Annotated in this window: 19 protein-coding genes; 15 read left to right on the top strand and 4 right to left on the bottom strand. The window is 56.6% G+C overall.

Going from position 1 to position 23541, the window contains the following annotated elements; all coding sequences use genetic code 11:
• The first annotated feature begins 600 nt into the window (after positions 1–600).
• The 12 genes from tilS (at position 601) to HG15A2_RS18220 (ending at position 15937) form a co-directional block, all read left to right on the top strand.
• Complete coding sequence (gene tilS / locus HG15A2_RS18275) at positions 601–1671, top strand: tRNA lysidine(34) synthetase TilS (protein WP_145062070.1); 1071 nt, start codon at positions 601–603, stop codon at positions 1669–1671.
• Between the two features lie 218 nt (positions 1672–1889).
• Positions 1890–5069, top strand: coding sequence for an AsmA-like C-terminal region-containing protein (locus tag HG15A2_RS18270; protein WP_145062068.1), 3180 nt, complete (start codon positions 1890–1892; stop codon positions 5067–5069).
• Positions 5070–5157: 88 nt separating this feature from the next.
• Positions 5158–5487, top strand: a complete 330-nt coding sequence (locus tag HG15A2_RS18265; RefSeq protein WP_145062066.1) for a hypothetical protein — start codon at positions 5158–5160, stop codon at positions 5485–5487.
• Positions 5488–5503: 16 nt separating this feature from the next.
• The gene (locus HG15A2_RS18260; protein WP_145062064.1) at positions 5504–6313 is read left to right on the top strand and encodes a lysophospholipid acyltransferase family protein; all 810 of its coding nucleotides are present in this window, start codon (positions 5504–5506) and stop codon (positions 6311–6313) included.
• Positions 6314–6707: 394 nt separating this feature from the next.
• Positions 6708–7892 carry an MJ0042-type zinc finger domain-containing protein gene (locus HG15A2_RS18255; protein ID WP_145062063.1) on the top strand — a complete coding sequence of 395 codons (1185 nt, stop codon included), beginning with the start codon at positions 6708–6710 and terminating at the stop codon, positions 7890–7892.
• A gap of 399 nt (positions 7893–8291) precedes the next feature.
• The gene (gene xseA, locus HG15A2_RS18250) at positions 8292–9530 is read left to right on the top strand and encodes an exodeoxyribonuclease VII large subunit (RefSeq protein WP_145062061.1); all 1239 of its coding nucleotides are present in this window, start codon (positions 8292–8294) and stop codon (positions 9528–9530) included.
• 112 nt (positions 9531–9642) lie between these two features.
• Positions 9643–9999: an exodeoxyribonuclease VII small subunit gene (gene xseB / locus HG15A2_RS18245; RefSeq protein ID WP_145062060.1), complete on the top strand. Its 357-nt coding sequence runs from the start codon at positions 9643–9645 to the stop codon at positions 9997–9999.
• Positions 10000–10083: 84 nt separating this feature from the next.
• Positions 10084–10986, top strand: a complete 903-nt coding sequence (locus tag HG15A2_RS18240) for a polyprenyl synthetase family protein (RefSeq protein ID WP_145062058.1) — start codon at positions 10084–10086, stop codon at positions 10984–10986.
• A gap of 47 nt (positions 10987–11033) precedes the next feature.
• The gene (gene dxs / locus HG15A2_RS18235; RefSeq protein WP_145062056.1) at positions 11034–12950 is read left to right on the top strand and encodes a 1-deoxy-D-xylulose-5-phosphate synthase; all 1917 of its coding nucleotides are present in this window, start codon (positions 11034–11036) and stop codon (positions 12948–12950) included.
• Between the two features lie 66 nt (positions 12951–13016).
• Positions 13017–13892 carry an NAD(+)/NADH kinase gene (locus tag HG15A2_RS18230; protein ID WP_246117783.1) on the top strand — a complete coding sequence of 292 codons (876 nt, stop codon included), beginning with the start codon at positions 13017–13019 and terminating at the stop codon, positions 13890–13892.
• A gap of 78 nt (positions 13893–13970) precedes the next feature.
• Positions 13971–14891 (top strand): hypothetical protein, encoded by a 921-nt coding sequence (locus HG15A2_RS18225; protein WP_145062052.1) that lies wholly within the window; start codon positions 13971–13973, stop codon positions 14889–14891.
• A 176-nt stretch (positions 14892–15067) separates the two neighbouring features.
• Entirely contained in the window at positions 15068–15937 is an 870-nt protein-coding gene (locus HG15A2_RS18220; protein ID WP_145062050.1) for an alpha/beta hydrolase, read from the top strand.
• A 453-nt stretch (positions 15938–16390) separates the two neighbouring features.
• Here HG15A2_RS18220 and pyk read toward each other — a convergent pair whose 3' ends face one another.
• The gene (gene pyk, locus HG15A2_RS18215) at positions 16391–18031 is read right to left on the bottom strand and encodes a pyruvate kinase (protein ID WP_246117782.1); all 1641 of its coding nucleotides are present in this window, start codon (positions 18029–18031) and stop codon (positions 16391–16393) included.
• 248 nt (positions 18032–18279) lie between these two features.
• On the opposite strand from pyk, the gene HG15A2_RS18210 reads away from it, so the two are divergent.
• On the top strand, positions 18280–19095 hold the full coding sequence (locus HG15A2_RS18210) for an SDR family NAD(P)-dependent oxidoreductase (RefSeq protein WP_145062048.1): 816 nt from the start codon (positions 18280–18282) through the stop codon (positions 19093–19095).
• Between the two features lie 101 nt (positions 19096–19196).
• Here the strand turns inward: HG15A2_RS18210 and HG15A2_RS18205 are convergent, their stop codons facing one another.
• Positions 19197–20315: a sodium:calcium antiporter gene (locus tag HG15A2_RS18205; protein WP_145062046.1), complete on the bottom strand. Its 1119-nt coding sequence runs from the start codon at positions 20313–20315 to the stop codon at positions 19197–19199.
• Between the two features lie 553 nt (positions 20316–20868).
• Positions 20869–21333, bottom strand: a complete 465-nt coding sequence (locus tag HG15A2_RS18200) for a hypothetical protein (protein WP_145062044.1) — start codon at positions 21331–21333, stop codon at positions 20869–20871.
• Between the two features lie 315 nt (positions 21334–21648).
• Between HG15A2_RS18200 and HG15A2_RS18195 the strand changes: the two genes are divergently transcribed.
• On the top strand, positions 21649–22512 hold the full coding sequence (locus HG15A2_RS18195) for a tetratricopeptide repeat protein (protein ID WP_145062042.1): 864 nt from the start codon (positions 21649–21651) through the stop codon (positions 22510–22512).
• Between the two features lie 203 nt (positions 22513–22715).
• The gene (locus HG15A2_RS18190) at positions 22716–22940 is read left to right on the top strand and encodes a hypothetical protein (protein WP_145062040.1); all 225 of its coding nucleotides are present in this window, start codon (positions 22716–22718) and stop codon (positions 22938–22940) included.
• 270 nt (positions 22941–23210) lie between these two features.
• On the opposite strand, the gene HG15A2_RS18185 is transcribed toward HG15A2_RS18190, so the two are convergent.
• Positions 23211–23513 (bottom strand): hypothetical protein, encoded by a 303-nt coding sequence (locus tag HG15A2_RS18185; RefSeq protein ID WP_145062038.1) that lies wholly within the window; start codon positions 23511–23513, stop codon positions 23211–23213.
• Between the last annotated feature and the right edge of the window lie 28 nt (positions 23514–23541).

The raw sequence follows: 23541 nt of genomic DNA, 5'->3' as shown, positions 1-23541 counted from the left end.
TCGCTTGCCACTGGGGCAAGCCGGTAGGCGAGGTGAGCGTCAGGCAACAGCTTCGTTACAAACCACCGAATTCCCACGCGGCAGAAACTGACACAAGCAGTTCGGCAGCGGCGAGCACTCAGTCTGCACAAAGCGGTAGCGTTGACTGCGATGCGAACGACTTCAACCTGCGAGGCACTACCATTTCCAAAAGAAGAAATAGTGGCCCATCGGGTGCAGCCGCTAGCAAGCCAGCGGATCATCATGAGGCTAATCGGAAACATGCAAGCCGCCTGAGATCGCTACGAATAAGAAGTTATGAGGGTCCAACCGTCAACTAATCAACAATCTATTCAATTGACCACAACGCACTGCTGACCTGCACGTAAGCGCTTGCCACAAGTTGCGTAGTTTTCATTGTCTTGCAGCCACATGCAGCTTGCCGCAATCTTTCGTTGTGGCAAGCAGATGCTTCGCAAATGGTAGGGTGGCGGCTACGGCAATTTGCCGCCGTCCGCACCCTCTGAGCATGCTACCAAAAAGTGTGTAAACTGCAACCGTAGCAACAGGTTGCGCGTAGCCTGCCTACCCTCGACTAGGACCCCGTAGACTTTACCGATCATGCCCAATCCGCCCCGTGAGCCTGCCGAGACGCTGCCTGAGCGTCTGGCCGCCTCCTGGCCAACGAAAATTTGGCGGGATGTGCACGTGCTTGTGGCGGTCTCAGGCGGGGTCGACAGCATGGCGCTGCTGCGTTTGCTGCTGGGCTTAAAGCACCAAGCAGGCGGCCGTGGCCAGCTCACTGCCGCGCATGTGAATCACCAGTTGCGAGGTGAGCAATCTGAGGCAGACGCCCGATGGCTGGCTCAGCAATGCCAGGAGTTGGAGATTCCGTTGGAGGTTCTTCGAGCCGATGTTACTGGTTTGGCAAAGCTGCAAGGCGATGGCCTGGAGCGGGCCGCTCGTGACGAGCGTTATCGTTTGCTCACCGAAGCTGCCGAGAGAATAGGTGCACGCTATGTGGCGGTAGGCCATCATCGGGACGATCAGGTGGAAACGGTGCTCTTCCGGTTGCTGCGCGGCACAGGCTTGCTGGGGCTTGCTGGCATGCAGCAGCAAAGGGCTTTGTCCACGAGCGTGACACTCGTGCGGCCGCAGTTGGAGTTTTCGCGCGAAGAGTTGCACGGCTATCTGGGCAAGCTAGGGCAAGACCACCGTGAAGATGCAAGCAATACGAACAGTCATTTTGCTCGGAATCGGTTGCGAAACGAATTGCTGCCGCTCCTGCGTGAAGATTTTAATGCAAAAGTCGACCAGGCCCTGCTTCGCACGGCGCAACAGGCGGGGGAAGCGTACACGGCAATTCATTCTCAGGCAGAGCAGGTGTTGACCCAAAGTCAGACTGGCCAGTATCAGACCGACGGGGCATGCGAGTCAGGCGGATTCGCTCTGCTGACTGGTCTACTATCTACGGTTGAAACTGCCGTGGCGATTGAAACGCTGCGTATTGCTTGGCGAAATGCCGGCTTGCCAGAACAAGGAATGAGCGACGCTTGGTGGCGAAAGCTGGTTCAATTGGCGGTTCGTGGTGAGCATTCTGGCCAACCTAAGCTACCTGCCCAGGTTAATCTGCCAGGGAATTTGCTAGCACGGTACGAAGGTGGTCGGCTAAGCGTGTGGAGTGTGTGCTAGCTGTTGCACGCATCGCGGTGCAAGCAGCGCGGCTGAAGTTGCTCGCCGGAGGCTGTCTTGCCGGTTCTTGCCACGGTTCCTACTATTCGCGGAAAATCTGCGCAGAGTCTGTGGCAATCATGTCATTCCGCCAAGCGGCAGCGACCGAGGAATGACATGGATTGGACTCCGCAGCGCTCTCTTAAATTAAGTGCAAGGTTCGCGTTATCGTAGCTCGTTTGGTCAGCTCCTGTTGGTATGTTTTCCGGTTCGTCGTTGTAGCGGCGATTCTGCTGGCGGTGGTTGTGGGTGTGTATTTCTATACGCACATGGACGACGAAATCCGCCGCAAGGTGGAGGTGGTACTCGCTGAGAAGTTCCCTCAACTACAAGTGAATGTGGGCGGAGCGAGGCTGATCGAGGGGCAAGGCATCGCGATTTACGACCTGCACTTGGAAGAGGCGGCCAGCGGGAAACGCGAAAACCACTTGCTGTCGGTCGATGAACTGTTGCTGGAATGCAATGCGAGCCTGCCTCAATTGTTGCAGGGCATTCCCGATGTGCGACGTGTAGTGGTCCGACGTCCGCGCTGCTGGTTGCGGCGCGACCCAAGCGGGCGGCTCAATGTCGAAGCTTTCTTTCCATTGACCGCAACAACAGTAAAGCGGCCACCGATTGTCATCGAAGGCGCGTCCATTGCGTTTAGCGATCTGGCGAAGCCGAACCTAAAGCCGCTCACCGTTCGCGACATCAATCTCACAATTGCGGGTGCTAACGCCGGTGCTTCCACGCCGCAGGCGGTGGTGAAGGTCAATGGAACACTCTCGGGAACACAGCTTCGCCAAGCACGCCTACGAGCGTGGATCAATCCGGTTGACGGGAACTATCGAGCCGAATTAGGAGTGGACGAATTTCAATTCGATGAGGATCTGCTGGCTTGGCTTGTGGCACATGCACCACAGAACGCCCGAGACATGAATCTGGGTTGTCAGGCAAGCGGAGTTATTGAGGTATCTGGAAATGCCCAGGCCGTTGGGCAAGTTCGCGTGGCTGCTGATTTACAGGTAGTTAGCGGGCATGCGGAGCACCCGCGATTGCCACGACCACTGACGAACTTGCAGTGTCGAGTGAAGCTCGCTGAGGGGCAAATAGAAGTGAGCGACTTTCACGCCCAATGCGGACCAGCAGCGATTGCTGCTTCCGCGCGGCGGAACGGTTTTGCTCCCAGCGCACCAACGAGCATCGCTGCTCGCGTGGTGCAATTGCCGCTGGACAAATCGCTTCGCAACGTGCTGCCGCTGCTGCTGCAAGAGCAGTGGGAGAAGCACCAGCCAACTGGGCTGGTAGATGCCACGCTACAAGCAACGTTCGACGGGCAGCATTGGAGCCCCACCGCTACGCTCACCGGTAGCGAGCTGGCTTTCGAGTCGGATAAGTTTCCCTACCGGTTGACCGACGGCTCTGGCACGATTCTTGTAACGCCCCGGCAAGGGGATCGACCGATGCGTCTGGACATCGATATGACCGGCCAAGGTGGCGGGCAGCCTATACATATTGTGGGGCAAATCTTCGATCCCAAGCCGGCTGCGCGTGGCTGGGTGAAAATCACGGGTGAGAACGTGGAAATTGAAAAACGGATGATCGCCGCGCTCCCCCCCAAGTCGCGTGAGGTGATCACTTCGCTGCACCCGGCAGGCAAGATGAACTTTCTGTGGCGGATTGATCGCCAGCAAGATGGCCAGCTCCCGAGGACTTCCCTACAGTTAAACCTCGTCGACCTGAGTGTGAAGTACGACAAGTTCCCCTATCCGCTGAGCGGAATCAGCGGCACGGTTCAGGCAGAGGACGATCGCTGGACTTTCCGCGATATCGTATCTAACGGGCGCAGACAGATTCGCTGCCAAGGCTATTTGCAACCGGTTGCCGTCGGCTCGGCGCTTTCGCTGCGTTTCACGGGTGAGCAAGTGCCGCTGGACGACAATCTGTACGAAGCGTTCGACGAAGACGTGCAGAACGCTTGGACTGAATTGCGTCCGCGCGGGCATGTCGATTTCATGGCTGATGTGGACTATCGCACTGGGCAGGGCAAGCCGCGCATCCGTGCGGAGATTCGACCGAGGGCTGAGACAGCTTCGCTACGACCGAGGTTTTTCGACTACCTGATGGAGGACGTCTCCGGAGTGATCACCTACGACGAGGGCGCGATCACACTCAACGATGTACGCGCCCGGCATGCGCGCACGAAAGTGCTGACGAACGGCAATGGCTTCTTTTCACCGAATGGCCAGTGGCAGATGCAACTGGTTGGGCTGACGGTAGACAAAGTAGCGGTCGGGCGTACTCTACTGACCGCACTGCCGGCAAAGTTGAGTAAGCTCATTGACTCCTTGCATCCAACTGGCAGCTTTCGAATAGACAACGGCGTGCTTTCGTTCGAGAAGAGTGCTTCCGCTATGGCGCCAATCAAAACGGATTGGGATTTTCAATTGACTTGCCAGCAGACCGATTTGCAGTGCGGCATCGACCTCCACAACTTGCACGGCACGGTGCGTTTGATGGGCGCTTCCGACGAACAGCGGAATTACTCAGCGGGCGAGTTGGATCTCGATTCGGTCATGTTTGAGGGCGTGCAGTTCACCAACGTAAAGGGCCCCATTTGGGTAGACGATAGCCAATGCCTCTTCGGCCGTCGCGCCGCCTCCCAGAATGGCCAACCACCGCGTCCCGTGACCGCCTCAGCTTACGATGGGCGCATTGCCGCGGATGCGATGGTTACTTTCTACGGACTGCCACGCTACGAAGCAGAGGCAAACCTCGTGGGTGTGGACCTGAAGCGACTGACCGTCGAACGATTCGGCAGTACCGAGGAAATGAAGGGCAAAGTCGATGCGAACGTAAAGATCGGTGGACAGGGCCGTTCGCAACACCAGCTCACCGGAAGTGGCGACGTGCGCATTCGCGATGCAGAGATTTACGAATCGCCCGTGCTGTTACGTGTGCTAAAGACGTTGAGAAGTGGCAAAACTGATAAGTCAGCATTCAACGAAGGCCACATTCGTTTCCGGCTAGATGGCCGACACGTGACACTCCAGCAGCTCGATTTCTATGGCGATGTCGTGAATCTCAAAGGCAAGGGTTATACCAACTTCGACCAAGACTTGAAGCTTGTCTTCCACGCAGAGGTAGGTCGCACAGACTATCAGTTGCCCTTCGTGAAGAATCTAGTGAAGACCACCAACCAACAAATCCTGCAACTTTATGTTGATGGAACGATGAGCAATCCGATCGTGCAGAAGCAAGCGTTCCCGGGAATTAACCAGTTACTTGACCAAATACAAAGCGATTTCGAAGCGCCACCACCGCAACGAACTCAACAGGCGCAGCGACCGCAGAGCCCGAGGCTACCGAGTACCCGATAAGAAATTCTTTCATCTACTATCCTCATTTCGCCACTGAGCTTCCATAAACATGTTAACTGGAGTGAATTGCTAACAGGAGTAGATACCCATGAGTAGCATTCCTAATATTTCAGTAAATGCGAGCGCCGCTGGTGCACCGTTGTCTGCGAAAGCAGGCTCGACTGAGCGAGCTAAACAGGATACAGCTGCCCAGCAGCGCACTATTGAGACCGACTTGAAAGCCGATGACGCCGCCGGCATTGGCCATACCGAGGAAGATCAACCGTCGAGCGAACGCGATGCCGACGGCCGCCGCCTGTGGGAGGGCGGCGCTGACGAGCAGAGTAAAGAGGTTGAGCACACGGCGGAAGAGAAACCTGATAAACAAGCCAAAGACACCAGCGGTGAGATGGGCAATGTGCTCGATCTGACCGGTTGAATAGAATCGAAGAAGCATGAGTAAGAAAAACAAAACCGCCGGCCCGTCATTGCCCGTGCGTTGGGGCGGAATGCTCGCTTCGCTGGGCATTCGCGGCTGGATGAGCACGATGGACTACCGGGCCATCTTCCAAGACCCGAGGGTCGATGCCATTCATCCGGCAGAGAAGCCTCGCATCTATGTGTTTTGGCACGAGTACATTTTGATCCCGCTTTACCTGCGCGGGAATTGCAATCTTTCGATGTTGCTCAGCAAGCATCGCGACGCGGATATCCTTGATCGGGTCGCCGGACACATGGGATTTCATTGCGTGCGAGGCTCGACCTATAACGGCGCTACCGCAGCGCTCTTGGAACTCTCACGACGCGGCCAGAGCATGCACCTTACGATCACGCCCGATGGCCCGCGCGGTCCACGGCGCGAATTGGCGCAAGGTGCTGTGTTCCTTGCCTCGCGCATGCAAATGCCGATTGTCGCGCTGGGCTTCGGTAGCGATCGACCCTGGCGGGCCGGCAGTTGGGACAAGTTTGCCGTGCCGCGGCCCTTCTCACGCGTGCGAGCCATTATTAGTCCAGAGATTCACATCCCAGCAGGGCTCGATCGCCCGGCGCTGGAGCAACAACGCTTGGGAGTCGAGCGGAGACTGCAGGAGCTAACCACCGAGGCTGAAAACTGGGCAGCTAGTGGCGAGCGCCGCGCTGGTGAGACGGTGGCAAAGCGTCAGGGGTTGATTAAACAGACGAACTCGCATTCAATCGACGGACATTTCCAGAAGTTCCCCGCGGAATATTCTGAGCCCTCAGAGAAATTCCGCAAAGCTGGATGATTCCCACTAGCCGCCGAGCTTGCTCGACGTGAAGGATAAACTCTCAAGCCGCAATTCAAAGCGTTTCCTGGTTTCGAGCACTTCTTGGTAATCGATCCGCTCGGCGAGCAAGCTCGTCGGCTAACGACTCTCTCTGGTAGCGTTCAGCATTCTCGTCTTTCATGGTCCTAAGAGTGAGGAGCCTTGCCTGTGCCTGGACTTCGCTTTTTGGAAGCCCTCTAGGCGCAGCCATCAGCCCGCGAGCTGCTATCTCGGCCTATCGAAAAGGAGTGATCTACTACCTACCAATGGCTTTCAATGGAAATTGCGAAGTGCCACGTGTTGAGATACTATGGGCGGTGGGCAGAGCTGCAGGCAGACTAGGCATTTTCTCACTCAGCTGGAATGATGCGATATGAGTATTGAGTTTCCCTGTCCCAAATGCCAAGAAACGTATCGCGTGAAGGACGATCTGGCTGGCAAATTCGTGAAGTGCGCGAAATGCAATCACCGTATACTCGTGCCTGAGTCAGTTCTCGTTGAAGAACACGACATTGAGAATGACATCGGTGATTGGTTAGGTGACAGGGATTCTCAATCGGCTGCTACTGCTCCCGCCTCGGAGGACTCTTCACCTCCTGAATCAGGTAGAAGAAAATGCTACGGTTGTGGCGGCTCGCTTGCTGAGGACGCAGTGATCTGCGTCGCCTGCGGCTACGATTTTCGCTCTGGTGCAAAACACGCGACTAAACTCGGCGATACGATGCCAGTGAAGACGGCTAGGCTATCGATAGTACAAAATACAAGACACCCGCTTAGTGAGAAAGAAGATCAAGTCCTAACAGCCTGGGCCTACTCACTTTGCCCAGAGGTTGAAGCCTATCTAAATGATTATGCTAGTAACATCGACATCTCAGGTCTGGTCATTTCCATCGACCATTTTTGCTGTGCCATGAGTGGCCTCTTGTCGGAAACGTTCAGCAGAGAGTTTGAGATTTCGATTTCCGGCAGAATAGCAGGACAGGAAAATAAGGTGAAATTAAAATGTGCCAACAACATCAGTCCTTTGAACAAGCACCAGAGAAGGACGGGAGAGAGTCGCGACGAAGACATGCAGAGAATCCGCGACGTTGTAAAAGGAAAACTCGACAAAAAGGCCCTAACTCACGGTACTATTTCGCGAGACCCATTCTTCATCGAAGTCTCGCTTGCGTTGCTTGAAAAATTTGACGAGCTACTTGGCCGTGACCAAGTTCCAGTTGCAAAATTTTGGCGCATAGCAAGAGTCATTGGTGTGCTCACCTCAATTGCGTGTAGTGCTGCTGCGGCTCTACTGCCAAGAGAAGAGCCTTGGAATACACGCTTCGTTTCGGGTTTGATTGTATTGGCTGTGGCCTATCTGGTGACCTACGCCATCGGGGCCTGCTTCATGCCAGCCTCATTCTTCGAGGACTTTGGTGCCGGCAGACGCATCATGCGATTTGCTGGTACAGGAACTGGTGAGGAAACCCAAGTAAAGCTGCGGCTTACGACAATCTGTGCGATTGTGGGCCTTGGTTTTATGGCCTATATAACGATGACAACCTTTGCAAGTCACTGACCAAACGTTTTGGCTGCATCCCGTTCCGTAATCCCAAATAGCAAGTCACTACATGCAGTCGATGTGATGCCTCTTGGGTACTTTACCAAATGTCCTGCATCTTCTGCTTGCTCGACGTGAAGCGCGAACTCCGATGCCGGTATCCAAAGCGACAGCTGGGATCGATCCTTGTCGATACTCAAATCCCGCGGTGAGCAAGCTCGTCGGCTAACGAATCTCATTGTCGCCCTGTTAATCCAGGCGGACCTTCTCGGTTACCACCCCAGATACCGGTAGAAAAGATTCGTGCAAACGCCGGGGCGGCCTACAAAGCCACCCGGCGTTTCGCGTATATTGGTGGGGAACCAATTCTCCCCGCCACTTTTGCCTACGATTCGCCGCTCCTGCCGCGGCATTACGATGAGCACTGCCTTTCCTGCCGAGCCTACTGATGCAGCTCGTGGGGTGCTGTCGATTTCGCAAATCACCGCCCAGCTTAAAGGGATGGTCGAGCAGGAGTTTGGCTCTGTCTGGGTGTCGGGAGAGATCTCTAACTTTTCGCGTCCGCAGTCGGGGCACTGCTACCTCACGCTCAAGGACGATGCGGCACAGCTACGCGCTGTTCTGTGGCGCGGGACCGCCTCGAAAGTAAAATTCGATCTGCACGACGGTTTGGAAGTGGTCTGCCGCGGCCACTTGGATGTCTACCCGCCGCGGGGTAGCTATCAGTTGGTTATCGAGAAGATTGAACCGCTGGGCGTCGGTGCCCTGGAGCTGGCCCTGCGTAAGCTGCGCGAGCGATTGGAAAAGGAAGGGCTGTTTCGTGCTGATCGTAAGCGAGTCCTACCAAGATTTCCCCGTCGGATTGGTTTTGTCACTAGTCCTACGGGCGCCGCGATTCGCGACTTCTTGGAGGTGTTGCGCCGACGTTGGAGCGGCATTGAAGTGCTGGTGTTCCCGACACGCGTACAAGGCGACGGCGCTGCCGCGGAAATTGCTGCGGCGATTGCCCAGGCAAACCGGCTTGCCGACCCGTTGGATGTGTTGGTCGTAGGTCGAGGTGGCGGCAGCATGGAGGACTTGTGGTGCTTCAATGAAGAGCCGGTGGTTCGAGCACTGGCTGAGTCCAACGTGCCCACCATTTCGGCTGTGGGGCACGAGATTGACGTGACGCTTGCCGATCTAGCTGCCGACGTGCGAGCACTCACTCCCAGCGAAGCTGCGGAGCGAGCGGTGCCCTCAGCTGACGAAGTGATTGGCGGCGTGCGGATGTTTGAAGAACGTCTGCACGGATTGATTGAGCGGCGCATCGAGATGTTGCGCGATCGCACGGACGCCCTTGCCAGGCGGCCGGTGTTCGAGCGTCCTCGGGAAGGGGTCCGCAATCTTTCCAGGCAAGTCGATGAGATCGCAAGCCGTTTGAAGCAGGCCATGCAGCAATCTACACAGAATCGCCAATCGCAACTTGCCACATTCGCGGGTAAACTAGAAGTGCTGAGCCCACTGGGCGTGTTGTCGCGGGGGTATAGTCTCACGCAGAGAGAGTCGAATGGCGAGTTGCTGTCCAGTTCTGCGACCGTGAAGGTGGGCGAGCTGTTGAAGACGCGTCTTGCTAAAGGGACGATTACTAGTCGAGTTGAAGGTGTCGAAACCACGTAGAGGATCAATTCAATCGCGGTGCAAGCACCGCGACGAAGTGTTTGGTACTGGTGCTACAGAAGCGTTCTAGAATCACTCAATTGATACACATGCTGAGAACGAGAGAGCAGTCATGGCGAAGAAAAAGGTAGCTAAGAAGAAGATCAAGGTTGATGCACCAAGCTTTGAAGAGTCGCTTGCCGAGCTGGAAACGATTGTGGGTAAGCTCGAAGGAGGCCAGTTGCCGCTGTCCGATTCGCTGGCCGCTTACGAGCTAGGCGTAAAGCGTGTTCAGGGTTGCTACGCGCAGCTCGAAGATGCGGAGCGTCGCATCGAGTTAGTGACTGCTGTGGATAATCAAGGTAATGCGACGACCGAAGACTTCGACGAAGGCGAAGCGGCTGACCTGACCGGTAAGTCGCAGCAGCGTACTCGGCGGAGCACGACGAAGCGTGCCCCACGCGATGAAAGTGGCGACTCGCTATTTTGATTGCTCTGGAGGTAACGGGGCGTCGGCTCTGTAGGTAAAAGCAAATCTAGTCTCAGGTTTTTCGAAACGTCAAACATACAACACATGACTCAAATAGCACCGCCCACTGTGAAGTTCTCCCCGCAAGTTGATTTGCAGAAGTTTGAAGCGGCGCTAGCTGCTGCCGTACAGTTCGATGATGTGGACGGCTGTCCCGATCGCTTGGCCGATGGGATGCGCTACGCGCTACTTGCCCCAGGCAAACGGTTGCGTCCCCAGTTGGTGATGCTTGCCGCGCAGGCATGCGGCGGCAGCGTGGATGCGGCACTTCCAGCAGCGGTGGCGGTGGAGATGATTCACGCTTACTCACTCGTTCACGACGACCTGCCTGCGATGGATGACGACGATCTCCGCCGCGGTCGCCCGACGTGTCACAAGCAATTTGACGAAGCGCTGGCGATTCTCGTGGGCGACGCCTTGCAGGCACAAGCGTTTGAGGTGCTCGCTACGCAACTGACTCCCGCTGAGACGGCGGTTGCGGCTTGTCGCGAATTGGCCACTGCAGCCGGTGCGAGGGCTCTCGTAGGTGGTCAAGCGGATGATTTAGCGGCAGAATTTCAGGATCTCACGCTTGAGCAATTACAATTAATACATGCCCGCAAGACGGGGGCGTTGTTTCGCGTTTCCTTGAAACTGGGTGCCTTGGTCGCTGGGGCTGCTGCAGAGAGGGTGCAGGCTCTGGACGAGTACGGCACCAAGTTGGGCTTGGCGTTTCAGATTGTGGACGATCTGCTAGATGTGAACGGCACCGAGGCTCAGCTGGGGAAAACCCCGGGCAAAGACGCGAGACAAGGGAAATCGACCTTTCCTGAGCTGCTGGGCGTCGAAGAAAGCCGACAGCGGGTTAACGAGTTAATCCAACAGGCGCGGGATGCGGTTAAGCTATTAGGCACAGCTGCCGAGCCGCTCATTGAGTTAGCGAATTACGTGGGGCAACGTACTCACTAGAGTGCTCTCCTGCTGAGGTGCAGCACGAACAAGTATCGAAGAATGAAATGACGAAATCAAATAAGGGACCATTTCTGCCAGGCATCGCCAGTCCGGACGACTTGCGAGGTATGTCGCTTCCTCAGTTGGAGCAATTGGCAGTCGAAATCCGCGACGTGCTCTGCAATCTCATTGCTTGTCGCAGCGCGCACTTTGCATCCAACCTGGGCGTGGTCGAGCTTTGCCTAGCGCTGCACCAGACGTTTGACTTCCGAAAAGATCGGCTCATCTGGGACACGGGTCACCAGATCTACCCGCACAAGCTCATTACCGGGCGGTACGACGAATTCCAAAGCATTCGCACTAAGGGGGGCCTGATGGGCTACCCGAATCCGGTCGAGAGCGAGTACGACTTATTCATGACGGGGCACGCGGGAGCGAGCGTTTCAACGGCATTGGGGCTGGCCAGTGGCGATGATCTGCTTCGCAAAGAGGAAGGCCGGCATAGCGTGGCAGTGATTGGCGACGGGGCGTTTCCCTCGGGAGTCGTGTTTGAAGCACTCAACAATGCGCGGCGGCAAGGCGAGAAGTTGCTCGTGGTGCTCAACGACAATCGCATGTCGATCTGCCCACGTGTGGGTGGCGTGGCCGACTATCTCGACCGACTGCGTATGAACCCCGTTTACGATGGTTCTAAGGATGTCGTTGCGAAGCTACTCAATCGCGTACCTCTGCTGGGCGACCCAGCAGAGCGGTTCCTGGTGCAAATCAAGGAAGCGGCCAAGGCGGGCATAAGTGGCGGCATGATGTTCGAGGATCTGGGCTTCCGCTACGTGGGCCCGATCGACGGCCACAATATTGGCTTGCTACGGAAGTACCTGAAGCTCTCGCAGAATATCGACCAACCGGTACTCCTGCATGTTGTGACCGAAAAAGGGCATGGCTTTCAACCGGCCGCAGAAGACCCGGTTACTTTCCATGCACCGCCGCAGTTTGAGCGCCGCGAGGAAGAGGTCGTGGCGATGAAGAAGAGCTCCAGCCGTGCTTACACGCACGTGGCCTCGGAGGCCATTCTGGAGCGAATGAAGGCGGATGAGCGTGTGACCGTGCTGACCGCAGCGATGTGCCAGGGCAACAAGCTAGACGCCGTTCGAGAGCAAATTCCCGAGCGATTCTTCGATACGGGCATCTGCGAATCACACGCGGTGGCGTTTGCTGCGGGGCAAGCGAAAGCTGGGGTGCGGCCGATTGTCGATATCTACAGCACGTTTTTACAACGCGCGTACGATCACATCTTTCAAGAAGTTGCGCTGCAGAATTTGCCGGTGACGTTCATGCTCGATCGTGGCGGACTGGCCGGGCCAGACGGACCAACGCATCATGGCGTGTTTGATTTTGGCTATCTGCGTGTGTTTCCGAACATGACGATCATGGCCCCCGGCGATGCGCTCGACCTGCCGGCGATGCTCGACTTCGCGTTGCAGCACGACGGTCCGTGTGCGATTCGCTACCCAAAAGCGACCGCGGTGGAAATCGCACGCGACGTTGCTCCCGTGGAGCATGGCCGCAGCGAAGTGCTCGATTGGGGCGAAGATGGCTGCCTGATTGCCTGTGGCGCACTACTACACCGCTGCGTGGAAGCGGCCCAGCAGTTGAAACACGAAGGCTTGCATGTGGGCGTCATCAACGCGCGGTTCTTAAAGCCACTGGATGCGGAAACTATCCTGCGAGCGGTGCGCGAGTGTCCGTTCGTCGTCACGGTTGAAGAAGCGGCGTTGGCCGGTGGTTTCGGCAGCGCGGTGCTCGAAGCGGCTGCTGATGAGAAGCTCGACACAAGCCGTGTGATTCGGCTAGGCATCCCTGATGCCTTTATTGAGCATGGCGAGCGCGATGAATTGCTTGCCGACTTGGGGATGAGCGTCGAGGGAATTGTGAAGACGTGTCGCGAGGCGGCCGCTGCAGAGAGACCTGCTGTTGGAAGTTAGCAACATTCGTCTAGCAGTCCGGTGTGTTGGTGGGCGATGCCCATCCTGCGTGTTATGCTAAGTGCCATGAGCAAAACCTCCTCATTCAAATCCTCGAACGCCCGCCCTCGAGCCATCTTACTGGCAGATCGAGATCGGCCGGAGATTCGCGAACGGGCAGACGATTTGCGTCCTACGATTGACGCTCATCTGGATGTGGTTGCGGAAATCGATGATATCTCTGGGGAAGAATTTCCCGAGGTCGAGGCGGAGTTCGGCATCGTGCTCGGTGGCGACGGTTCGATGTTACGGACGGCACACATGATGGGCTATCGGCAGCTGCCGGTGATTGGGGTGAATCTTGGCCACTTAGGTTTTCTGGCAGGTATTCAGCCTGAGGATTTGGCGGAAGTGTTGCCGTGCCTCGCCTGTGGCGAGTATGAAATCGTTAGTCATCTGATATTGGAATGTGTCGTGCTCCGCGGTGGTAAGGAACTTTGCCGCACGTTGGCGCTCAACGAAGCGGCCGTGATGGCGGGGCCGCCATTTGCGATGCTAGCAGTGCAGCTTTACGTTGACGGAGAATTGGCCACCACTTATAGTTGCGACGGCCTGATTGTCAGCACCCCCGTCGGTTCGACCGCCCACAACCTATCGGCCGGCGGACCGATCTTGCGAAAAGCGTTGCAAGCTGTGGTGGTGTCGCCGATCAGTCCGCACACCCTGACGAATCGCCCGGTGGTCGACTCCGCCGACCGCGTTTACGAACTGGCCGTGCCCAATCCCAATGAAGGAACCACGCTGGTCGTCGATGGAAAAGTCGTTTGTCAGATTACTGCCGACGATCGAATTCGTGTTGAACGATCGAAAGCAGAGTTCCAGCTCATTGAGATCAGCGGACGCGGCTATTACCGTACACTTCGCGAGAAGTTAGGTTGGGGCGGGCGACTGAAGTTGAAATAGTTAGCCCATTTAGATTCTAATGGAGCGGCACTGAGGCACGTTCCCTACCCGATTATGATTTGCAAGGATGCACCCGCCATGAGACTCCCCCGCCCTGCCCTGCTTTGCTTCTGGCACCTTCGTTTCTGGAACCTGGGCTTGTTGACCCTCGCGGTCGCTTCTTCTGCGTTGGCTGCCCCTGCCGAAGATGCGGATAAGAGCAGTGCCGAAAAGGTCCAACTGCAATACAAATTCAAGATGGGCCAGGTGCTGCGTTATCAGGTGAAGCACGAAGCGAACGTCACGACGACGCTTGAAGAGACTACGCAAGACGTCGAGTCGGTGAGCGATTCCGTCAAAGCGTGGAAAGTGACCGACGTGCTGCCTAACGGCGAGATCGAGTTCATGCACGTGGTCGAGTCGATCAAGATGACCAACCGCCAGCCGCAACAAGGCGTGGCGAAGTACGACAGCACGACCGGCGAGCAGCCGCCCGCCATTTTTCAACAAGCGGCCAGTGCCGTGGGCGTGCCGATGACGCTCATCCGCATGACCCCTACCGGCAAGATCGTCCACCGGGAAGAAAAACACCCGCAGCCGGAAGTCACCAAAGACATGCCGATCACGCTGGAGATGTCGGGCAAGCCCATTGCTGTGGGCGAGCAGTGGGATCACGATTACGAAGTTCCCGTGGATCGCAAAAACGGGGGCAAGCAACAGGTGCGCACGCGCCGCCTGTGCAAACTTACTAGCGTGAAATCGGGCGTCGCGACTATCGAAGTCACCTATCAGGTGCTGACGCCCATCGACCCGTTTGTAAAGTCGCAATTGCTTGAGCGCATGACCAAGGGCACTGTGCGATTCGATATTGCCGAAGGCCGCGTTCTTTCCCAGCGCCACGAAGTTGATCGTCGCGTGTTGGGCTTTGCCGGTAAGACCAGCAGCATGCACTTTGTATCGCGGTTGGAAGAGAAGCTGATTAAAGAAGGTGCGAGTAAGGCAAAAGTTGCTCGCCGCTGAGCCAGGCCAACAAGAAGTCGTAAGCCCACGCAGTCCCCGCGTCGCTTGTCGCTCTGTGCGTTGGATTTCTCTGATCAGCATTGGGACGATGCAGGCTAACGGAACTGTTAGCCAATTGTTCAGTCTGATGCTAAGCTGCTTTCTCCATTGATTTCCCTCAAGAGAAAGCAGAGTCTATGAAATGGCTACGCACGCTGCTGCTTATCGCTGCCTCAGCTTCGCTAACCTATGCCGGTGACGACGCCTACCAGCTTGGCGAAGACTCCCAACGCAAGTCAGGCGTGCCGCGTGGCGAAGTAACCGAACACGTTTGGCGGAGTAAGATCTTTCCAGAAACAGTACGCCGCTACTGGACCTACGTGCCCGCCCAATATGAGATGGCCAAGCCTGCCGCAGTCATGGTATTCCAAGACGGTCACACTTACGTAGCTGAAGAGGGGCAGTTCCGTGCACCTGTTGTACTCGACAATCTCATCGCTGCGGGCGATGTGCCTGTGATGGTGGGCATCTTCATCGATCCGGGCCATAAGAAAGAGGAGCTACCCGAGAAGCCCGGTTGGAAGCCTCAGCCCGAGAATCGCAGTTTTGAGTACGACACGCTCTCCGAACAGTACGCCGGCTTTCTGCTGGAAGAGATTCTTCCTGAAGTGGGAAAAGAGCACAATCTCACGGACAATCCCAACCAGCGAGCCATTTGTGGCATTAGCTCCGGTGGCATCTGCGCATTCACAGTTGCCTGGGAGCGCCCCGACGCGTTCCGCAAAGTGCTAAGCCACGTCGGTAGCTTCACGAACATTCGCGGCGGTAACGTGTACCCTGCGCTGATTCGCAAGACGGCGCCCAAACCAATTCGCGTGTTCCTGCAAGGCGGCTCCGGTGATCTCGATAATGAGCACGGAAATTGGCCGCTTGCCAACCAGCAGATGGCTGCCTCACTGAAGTTTGCTGGTTACGATTATCACTTCGAGTATGGCGAAGGAGGCCACAGCGGCAAGCACGGCGGGGCGATTTTTCCGGAGGCGCTGCGGTGGTTGTGGCGAGATTGAATCAATGGATCCAAACAAAGTCTTCGCAGATGAACGGATGTTCGGCTTCTGCATAAACTGCGAGGGACTACTTGAGACCAGAGATCATGTGCCATCCAAGGTCTTCCTGGACGAACTATGCCCGCTCAACTTGCCCGTCGTCGAGTGTGGCACTAAATGTAAAGAAGGCTATTCACTGGACGAGGAATATCTCGCCTGCTTCGACCGAGGTTTCCAACCACGAACTTAAAAGAGGTCAAAGTTACTGATACGGCTCTTCTGGACTTCAATTTCAACGTGGTTGAAGTAACTGATGAGCTCACCAAGCGTATCTAGCTGGACGTGGGCAAGTACGGAAACCCGGACTGCATAACTATTGAGCACGCCGTGCTGGCGTCACGAGTTTTTGTGCAACAGCGCTTCTTTAAGCGGCATCGGGACGATGCGGGCTAACCCAGTTGGTAATCGCGTGGCTCACTCCCCAGGCCCCTCTACCTCGTGCACGATCACAATGTCGTGTGCTCCACTGGCCATCGCGTCGCTGGCGTCGGGGCCGGCGGTCAGGTGGGTGCCACCGACGATGACGATCGCATCGCCCGGCTTTGCTAGGCCGGTCTCGCAGGCCCAATGGTCGGTGTAGCGGATAAGGTCTTCAATGACGCAGGCCGGGGCGCCTCGCAATGGGGTAACACCCCAGTAGAGACACATCTTGCAGAGGGTCGATTCGTTGGTGCTTACGCCGATTGTAGGTACAAAGCTGCGTTGCTGAGAGAGGGCCATCGCCGTGCGGCCGGAGTGGCTGGAAACGACGACTAATTTTGCGCCCAACACTTGAGCCATCGTGCCAGCGCCACGAACCACGCCTTGGGTGATCTTGTGCAAGCCATCATCGCGTTTGCCGCCGGCGTCGCGGAGGGTTTTGCCTTCCATACTCGCCTCCGTTGCCATCGCAATGCGATTCATCATGGAGACGGCTTCGTTGGGGAAATTGCCGATAGCCGTTTCTCCGGAAAGCATGCAGGCGTCGGCACCGTCGAGAATGGCGTTGGCCACATCAGTTGCTTCGGCACGCGTGGGACGAGCGGAGTCGTGCATGCTGTCGAGCATCTGGGTGGCGATGATTACCGGGCGGTGGAAGTCTTGACAACTGCGGATAATACGCTTTTGCTCAAGCGGCATTTGCGCCACGTCGATCTCCACACCCAGATCGCCACGGGCGACCATGATGCCGTCGGATTCCTTGACGATGTCGTCGAGTCGGTCGAGCGCTTCACGCTTTTCGATTTTCGCTATGACCATGGCCTTGGAACCGGCAGAGCGCAGGATGTCGCGCAAGTTACGCACTTCGTCCGGCGAGCGTACAAAGCTAAGGCTCACAAAATCGACGCCCGCTTTGCCAGCCCAGATGGCGTTGGTGTGATCGTCGACACTAATGGCTGGTGCACTGAGCTTTACGCCCGGCAAGTTGATGCCTTGGCGGCTGCGGATTAAGCCGGGTTGCACGACGCGTAGCGTGGCGCGGCCTGGGGCAAGATCCACGACGCTCATGCCAACGGTGCCATCGGCGAGCATGACGAAATCACCCTTGGAAAGTTCGCCAATGAGCGGATCGTAGCTGGTGGTTAATTCGTAGGGGCCTTGCGGGTCGGATGCGACGAGCGCGAATTCGGCATCGCGATCGCAATAGATACTCTCCCCTTCAATGTCGCCCAGACGAAACTTAGGGCCAGCCAAATCGACGAGGATGCCGATCGGCTGGTTGAGTTCCTGACTTACCTCGCGAATGCGGTCTACGTAGACCTGTTGCTGATCGGGACCTGCATGCGCCATGTTCAGACGGAACACATCTGCACCGGACTCAATGAGCTCTGCGAGCTGTGCTTTTTCGCAACACGCGGGGCCGACCGTGGCGATAATTTTTGTGCGGGCCCATTGGGAATAGCTGTTCATCATCGGCATCTTGAGATCGTGAAGTGCTGAACGTGGCGTTTCATCCTGATTGGCCGGAGTCGTGAGCTGATCAAGATGGTTTAAAGTGGCATCAGTCGCATGGCAGCAATCCTGAATCGGCGACGATGGCGTGAGTGGATGTGTTTGGGTGGAGGTGATCGTCATTGTGGTCCTTGGTGAGCGATCTGGGAATACACGCTTTTCACGTGACTCGGGTGGCAGCGGGACCCATCGCGGTTGTGTTGCGAGGGCGGTTAAAGCATACTTCCCGCTTCAACGGCATAGCGGATTACCTGCGAAGAACGTCGATTCCAGCGACTTAAAGCTGCTAGAATCGCCACAACCGTACCTGAAACGCACCGACACAGGACCGCAAGTAATATCTGGGCTCCCTTCATGGCTAAGGAATATTGATGTCTGAGGACTACTGGCAAGGCAAGGCATGCCTGATTACTGGCGGATCTGCCGGGTTGGGATTTGCTCTAGCGCAGTCGCTAGCGCGGCGTGGGGCTCGCTTGGCGATTGCCGCACGCAACGAGCAGCACCTTGAAGAAGCAGCTGAAAAACTGCGTCTACTGGGAGCGAGTGAAGTGATCGCACTGCCGACCGACGTTGCCTGGCAAGAGGATGTTGACCGACTACGCGATAGTATTTCTGAAGAGTTCGGTACGCTCGACTTTCTCTGCAACTGTGCCGGTAGGAGTTTGCGCGGCAAGGTACTCGATTCCGCCGCGGAAGATTTCCAGCAACTGTTGGACGTGAACTTTTTGGCCACAGTGCGCGTAACCCATGCGCTGGCACCGATGTTGTTGGAATCCAAGGGGCACGTGGTGAATGTTGGCTCGCTGGCGAGTAAAGTTGCACCGCGCTATCTGGGAGCGTACCCGGCGAGCAAGCACGCGCTGGCAGCGTATACACAACAGCTGCGACTAGAGAATCGCGATGCTGGCTTGCACGCGATGCTGGTTTGCCCGGGGCCGATTGCTGGCTCGAATGTTGCACGCTATGAGAAGGCGGCAGAAGGCTTGCCCGCAGAAGCAGCTACTGCTGGTGGTGGCGCGAAAGTTTCCGCGATTGATCCGGCTTGGCTTGCGGAAAAGATTCTTTCGGCCTGTGAGAAACGACGACCTGAGTTGGTGGTGCCCTGGAAGGCCAAGTTCTTGCTCGTCGCGTCTGGTATTTCTGCGCGATTAGGCGACTGGCTACTCGGGAAATTTACCCCGAAGTGACTCTCTCTTAAATTGAATCAGATCTCGAGTCGACATGCGTCAGCAGTCGGCTGAAAGCGCGTGAGAGTCCAAGCTGACTGCTAAGGAATATCGGTTCGCGGCTATTGTGCTGCAGGAGCGACCACTGCTGGTGCTGGCTGCTCTACTGGTTCCGCTCCTCCGCCAGTATCCAACGTGAAGTTTAGCGCAGTGTACACCAAGTAGGCGATTAGCAGCAGCCACCCGAAGCCTTTCTTCATGCGTGTGCCCGAAGTAACGACTCCGACGCGGAAGAGGAGCAAAATCAGTAGCATGGCAGGGAACTGAACCTTGAAGAACCAGGGTGGTGCGTCCAAACCTGTCTTCGTGACCGCAGCCGATAGGCCGGCCACAAACAGCACGTTGAGTATGTCTGCGCCGATGACGTTCCCGACGGCTAAGTCGCCATGTCCTTTACGCGAGGCGACAATCGCTGTGACCAACTCGGGTAGCGAAGTGCCGAAGGCGACGATTGTGGCGGCCACAATTTCAGGCGGCACGCCTAGACGCTCTGCGGCAACTTTGATGGCGGGAATGAGTATGTGACTCGATAGAACCACGAGGCCAACGAACAGCAAGAGCTTCACGACCACTACGGGGACCGGCGCGTTAGTGCCGTGTGCTTGCTCTTCGATATCAGCCAATTCCTCGGTAATGTTTCCCGAAGGGTCTTGTTTGGCCCACTTCACTGAGAGCCACAAGTAGCCGACCAAGAGCCCGACAAATACGAAACCAAGCCATTGAGAAAGATTCCCGCCCACAGCGAATGGGTTTCTGCCGTCCCGCGGCCAGCAAGCAGCGACCAGCAGCACTCCCGCAGCCAGTTGCAACCAGCCTTGGCGATTCACAATGCCCGGCGGCAAGAGCGGTGGCGAAATGAGAATTGCAACGCCAAGGATCAGCCCGGTGTCGCAAATGATCGAGCCAACCGCATTGCCCAAGGCCAATCCTGGGTCGCCCTGCAGTGCGGCCAATACCGAAACGGCTGCTTCAGGCGAAGTGGTGCCCAGGCTGACGATTGTGGCGCCGATAACAATCTTTGGCAGACCGGAACGTTCGGAGAGAATCACTGCTTGGCCGACGAGTTCGTCCGCTGCTTTGCCGAGCGCGGCAAGCAGGCCGCAAATGGCCAAGCCTAGCCAGAGGGAATTGATTCCTTCGAAAGTGTTGTGTAGTGAATCGTCGGAGAGCAGTTCTAACATGGGTGGGCGAGCATGGGTGGGTGACTTGGGTAGGTCAGAATAGCAATACGTGTTCAGTATTGTGGCTGAAGGGATGTGACCCGCCAAGGATGCGGTGAATGCCACCTTACCAGCGCAGGTAGTGGCCGCGTGACGCGGCGGGCTAACCACAGCAGCTCATGAGAAGGTTCGCGCACGAAAAAAGGACCCGGTTGGCCCTGCGAGGGATGCCAACCGGGCCCTTCAATGGGGGACTCCTTATTCAGGAGGACTTCCGAAAGACTCGCAACTGCCCGTGGTGGGATTCGTGAACGCCATACGCCGGCGTGCTGTGCGAGCGATGTGGCACGTCTGGGTCTTCAGCCTAGCCAGCGATGCTGCGGAGAGCGAAAAGTGCGGCCGGGGTGAGCAACGTGCCACTCGGTTGAAAACTACTAATGCACGCCGCGTGCCAAAACACTCGAGGCTCAATCGCTCAGCTCGAATGAGTCGTGTATTGCTGCGTTAAAGGCAAAAACAATGAATCGATGTTTGCCACGGTGCTAGCACTTTTTGGCAAGGCAGTTTGCAATAGTTACAAGCTGCTCGGGATATCACGCGGCTCGACTTGAGAGTCAAGCTGACGAAATAGGCTCGTGAGCATTGCCTGAAAGATGGGGGCCGTGCTGGTCATTTCGCGATCTTCCGCTTGGCAGATTAGCAAGTAGACCGCCTCAGGTGTGCTGAAACCACGCAGCCAAGCCGTGTTTGTGAAGTCCAGGCAGTAGAAGTTCACGTCGAAACCGGTGAGCGGTGTGCCCTCAAAGGACTGCTCAGGTGCGGCATGAGCCTCGATTTGCTGGTATTCGGCCCGCAGGGCGGAGAGAGCTTCGTCGAAGAGGGATTCGAGCTCAGTGCCTGCCGGGTGGCGGGAGATTTGCCAGAAGGCGGTCTCAGGGCCTGCTAGCATGATGGCCTCGGCCTCTTCACTTGAATCTTCAAGCTGCCAGTTATCGGGGTAGTCGAACGTCAGGCCGAGGGCTTCGCAGGTGGCGGGCATGGGGAACTTCACAGTGTTTGAATGAGGGAGTGGTTGTTGAAGTGACCATTTTAGGCGAATTCGAAGGAGGGAACAGGTTCTTTTGTCGATTTTCATATAGCCGCTGAGCTTGCTCAGCGTTTCTGGAAATCGCGGAGCAAGCTCAGCGGTGGTCTGTGTCGTTCTCGTTTTCCTAGCTAGCAGCGCCGGCGGTGTTGTGCTGTGGTGCCGCCAGTTGATACCCTCCGCCGCTTCTCTCTCCATTAATCTCATCGTAATTCAGTGCTGAGACCCGCTTCCCAGAAATGTCGAACTATCGTACTCGCAAGCCTGCTCATGGCCGTCGCGAGTACTTCGGGCTGCGCGTCGCTGCGGAAGTACAGAGTAGTGCCTGAGTCGGTCGCCAAGTGCCGGAAGCTCTCTCGCGAGGGGGTCGCAGCGATGGAACGTGGCAATTGCCAGCAGGCGCGAACACTGCTTGACCGCGCGGTTGAGATCAGCCCCACGGACATCGACGCGCGCCGCCAATATGCCGAAGTGCTTTGGAATGAAAACGCCAAATGGGAAGCTGCCGAGCAAATGGAAGCGGCTGTGCGGCTCGATCCGCACCATGGGCCGACCGTCGTTCGTTCGGGCGAAATGTTACTCGACTCGGGTTCGCCCGATCGCGCACTCGAACGAGCAAGCCAAGCGATTGCGCTCGACAGCACCTTGGCGGGAGCATGGGCGCTAAGAGGTCGCGTCTATCGTCAGCTTGAGAAGCCCAATCAAGCGTTAGCCGATATGCAACTCGCCTTGCGTTACGGACCGCATGCGACGGACGTGCTGCTGGATATCTCAGAGTTGCAATACGAAATGGGTCGACCGCATCGTGCTTTGACCACGCTACATCATGTGCTGGATTCTTATGCCGTGGGTGAAGAACCGCGACGCGCGCTATGGTTGGAAGGGCTCGCTTATAGCTCTGTCGAACGCCCGGTCGATGCAATTGCCAGCCTGCGTGCGGCCAACGGTCGTGGCGAGCCGAATGCCGATCTCATGTTCCAAATCGCCAAGGCAGAAGCTGCCGCGGGACGGCCAACGGATGCAGCTGCGACGGTGCAACAGGCGCTGGCGATCAACGGAGAGCACGAGCCGAGCCGTGTATTCTTGGCCCAATTGCAAGCCCAAATGATGGGCGACGTGACTTTGCGGCGCTAGATTTCAAACGGCATGGTGCTGCAACCGGCGCAATCGTTACCAGTTATCGGAAGTGCCCTCCAGTTGTGGCTTATCGTTGGGCGTTACAGGCGGCCTAGTGGTGTTCTGTGAGCTATCCTTTGTTTGGATTGCACGGCTATTGCCGCGCTGCATTGCCTTACTGGTATCCGTCCAAACGTACTTTAACCTGCCCAGGAGTTTCCATGCCCACTACGCTTACGCCATTTATCGATCGTCGTCACGCGGGTGCCGAAGAATCTCCTGCCGGCCGCGAACGCCGCCAATTCGCCAACAGCCACGACGACCTTTCGCCCGAAGCTGGTGAACTGGCCAGTGCGATCGACAATTACAAGTTGCGACACCGTCGCCGCTTCATCAACTTTGAAGAGATGCTCTCAGTGATGAAGTCAATTGGTTATGCCAAGTGAGAAGAGATTAGGAATGGATGTGAATCGCCCAGATTTGAATTCTAGGACCTCGCAGTGAAAACTGCGGGGTTTTTTTTATGGGCGGAGCCAATCCATTTCGCCGCTGAGCCTGTATTACCGCGAAGCGGTTTCGCCTTCGAGCCTAGGCTGGCTGTTGACCAACCCTAGGCAATGGTGCGTAACGCCTTCAGCGTAAGTTGATACCCAGTTTTCTACGGACCCATCCCTAGCACGTGAATGGCATGACAGGTCCTGGCACTCCGGCAGCTGTTACATGAACGCCGCGAGCGCAAAGCCTAAGGCAATTTGGAACACGAAGAAAACACCTGCTGCGATACAGGCTCGCTGGACGGTCATTCCACAGGTGGCGGAGATTGCGACTCCGCAGCAGACGGCTCCTACGATTAGTCCGATGAAGAACAGTCCGGCTGGGATGAAGGCGTTGATGAGCGTAGAGGGAACCAGCGCTGCTAACACACAGATGATCATGGGTGTCCAGCCGGGGAAGTCGCCCTCCTCCATGAGTGATATGATCAGTCCGAGCACTCCCGCTGAGATCAACAATCCAAGCATTGAATGAATCCTATTGAAGAGAGTAATT

Source organism: Adhaeretor mobilis, assembly GCF_007741515.1.
Lineage (GTDB): Bacteria > Planctomycetota > Planctomycetia > Pirellulales > Lacipirellulaceae > Adhaeretor > Adhaeretor mobilis.
The sequence above is the reverse complement of the archived record's forward strand: the minus strand, read 5'-3'. Positions and strand labels throughout refer to the sequence as shown.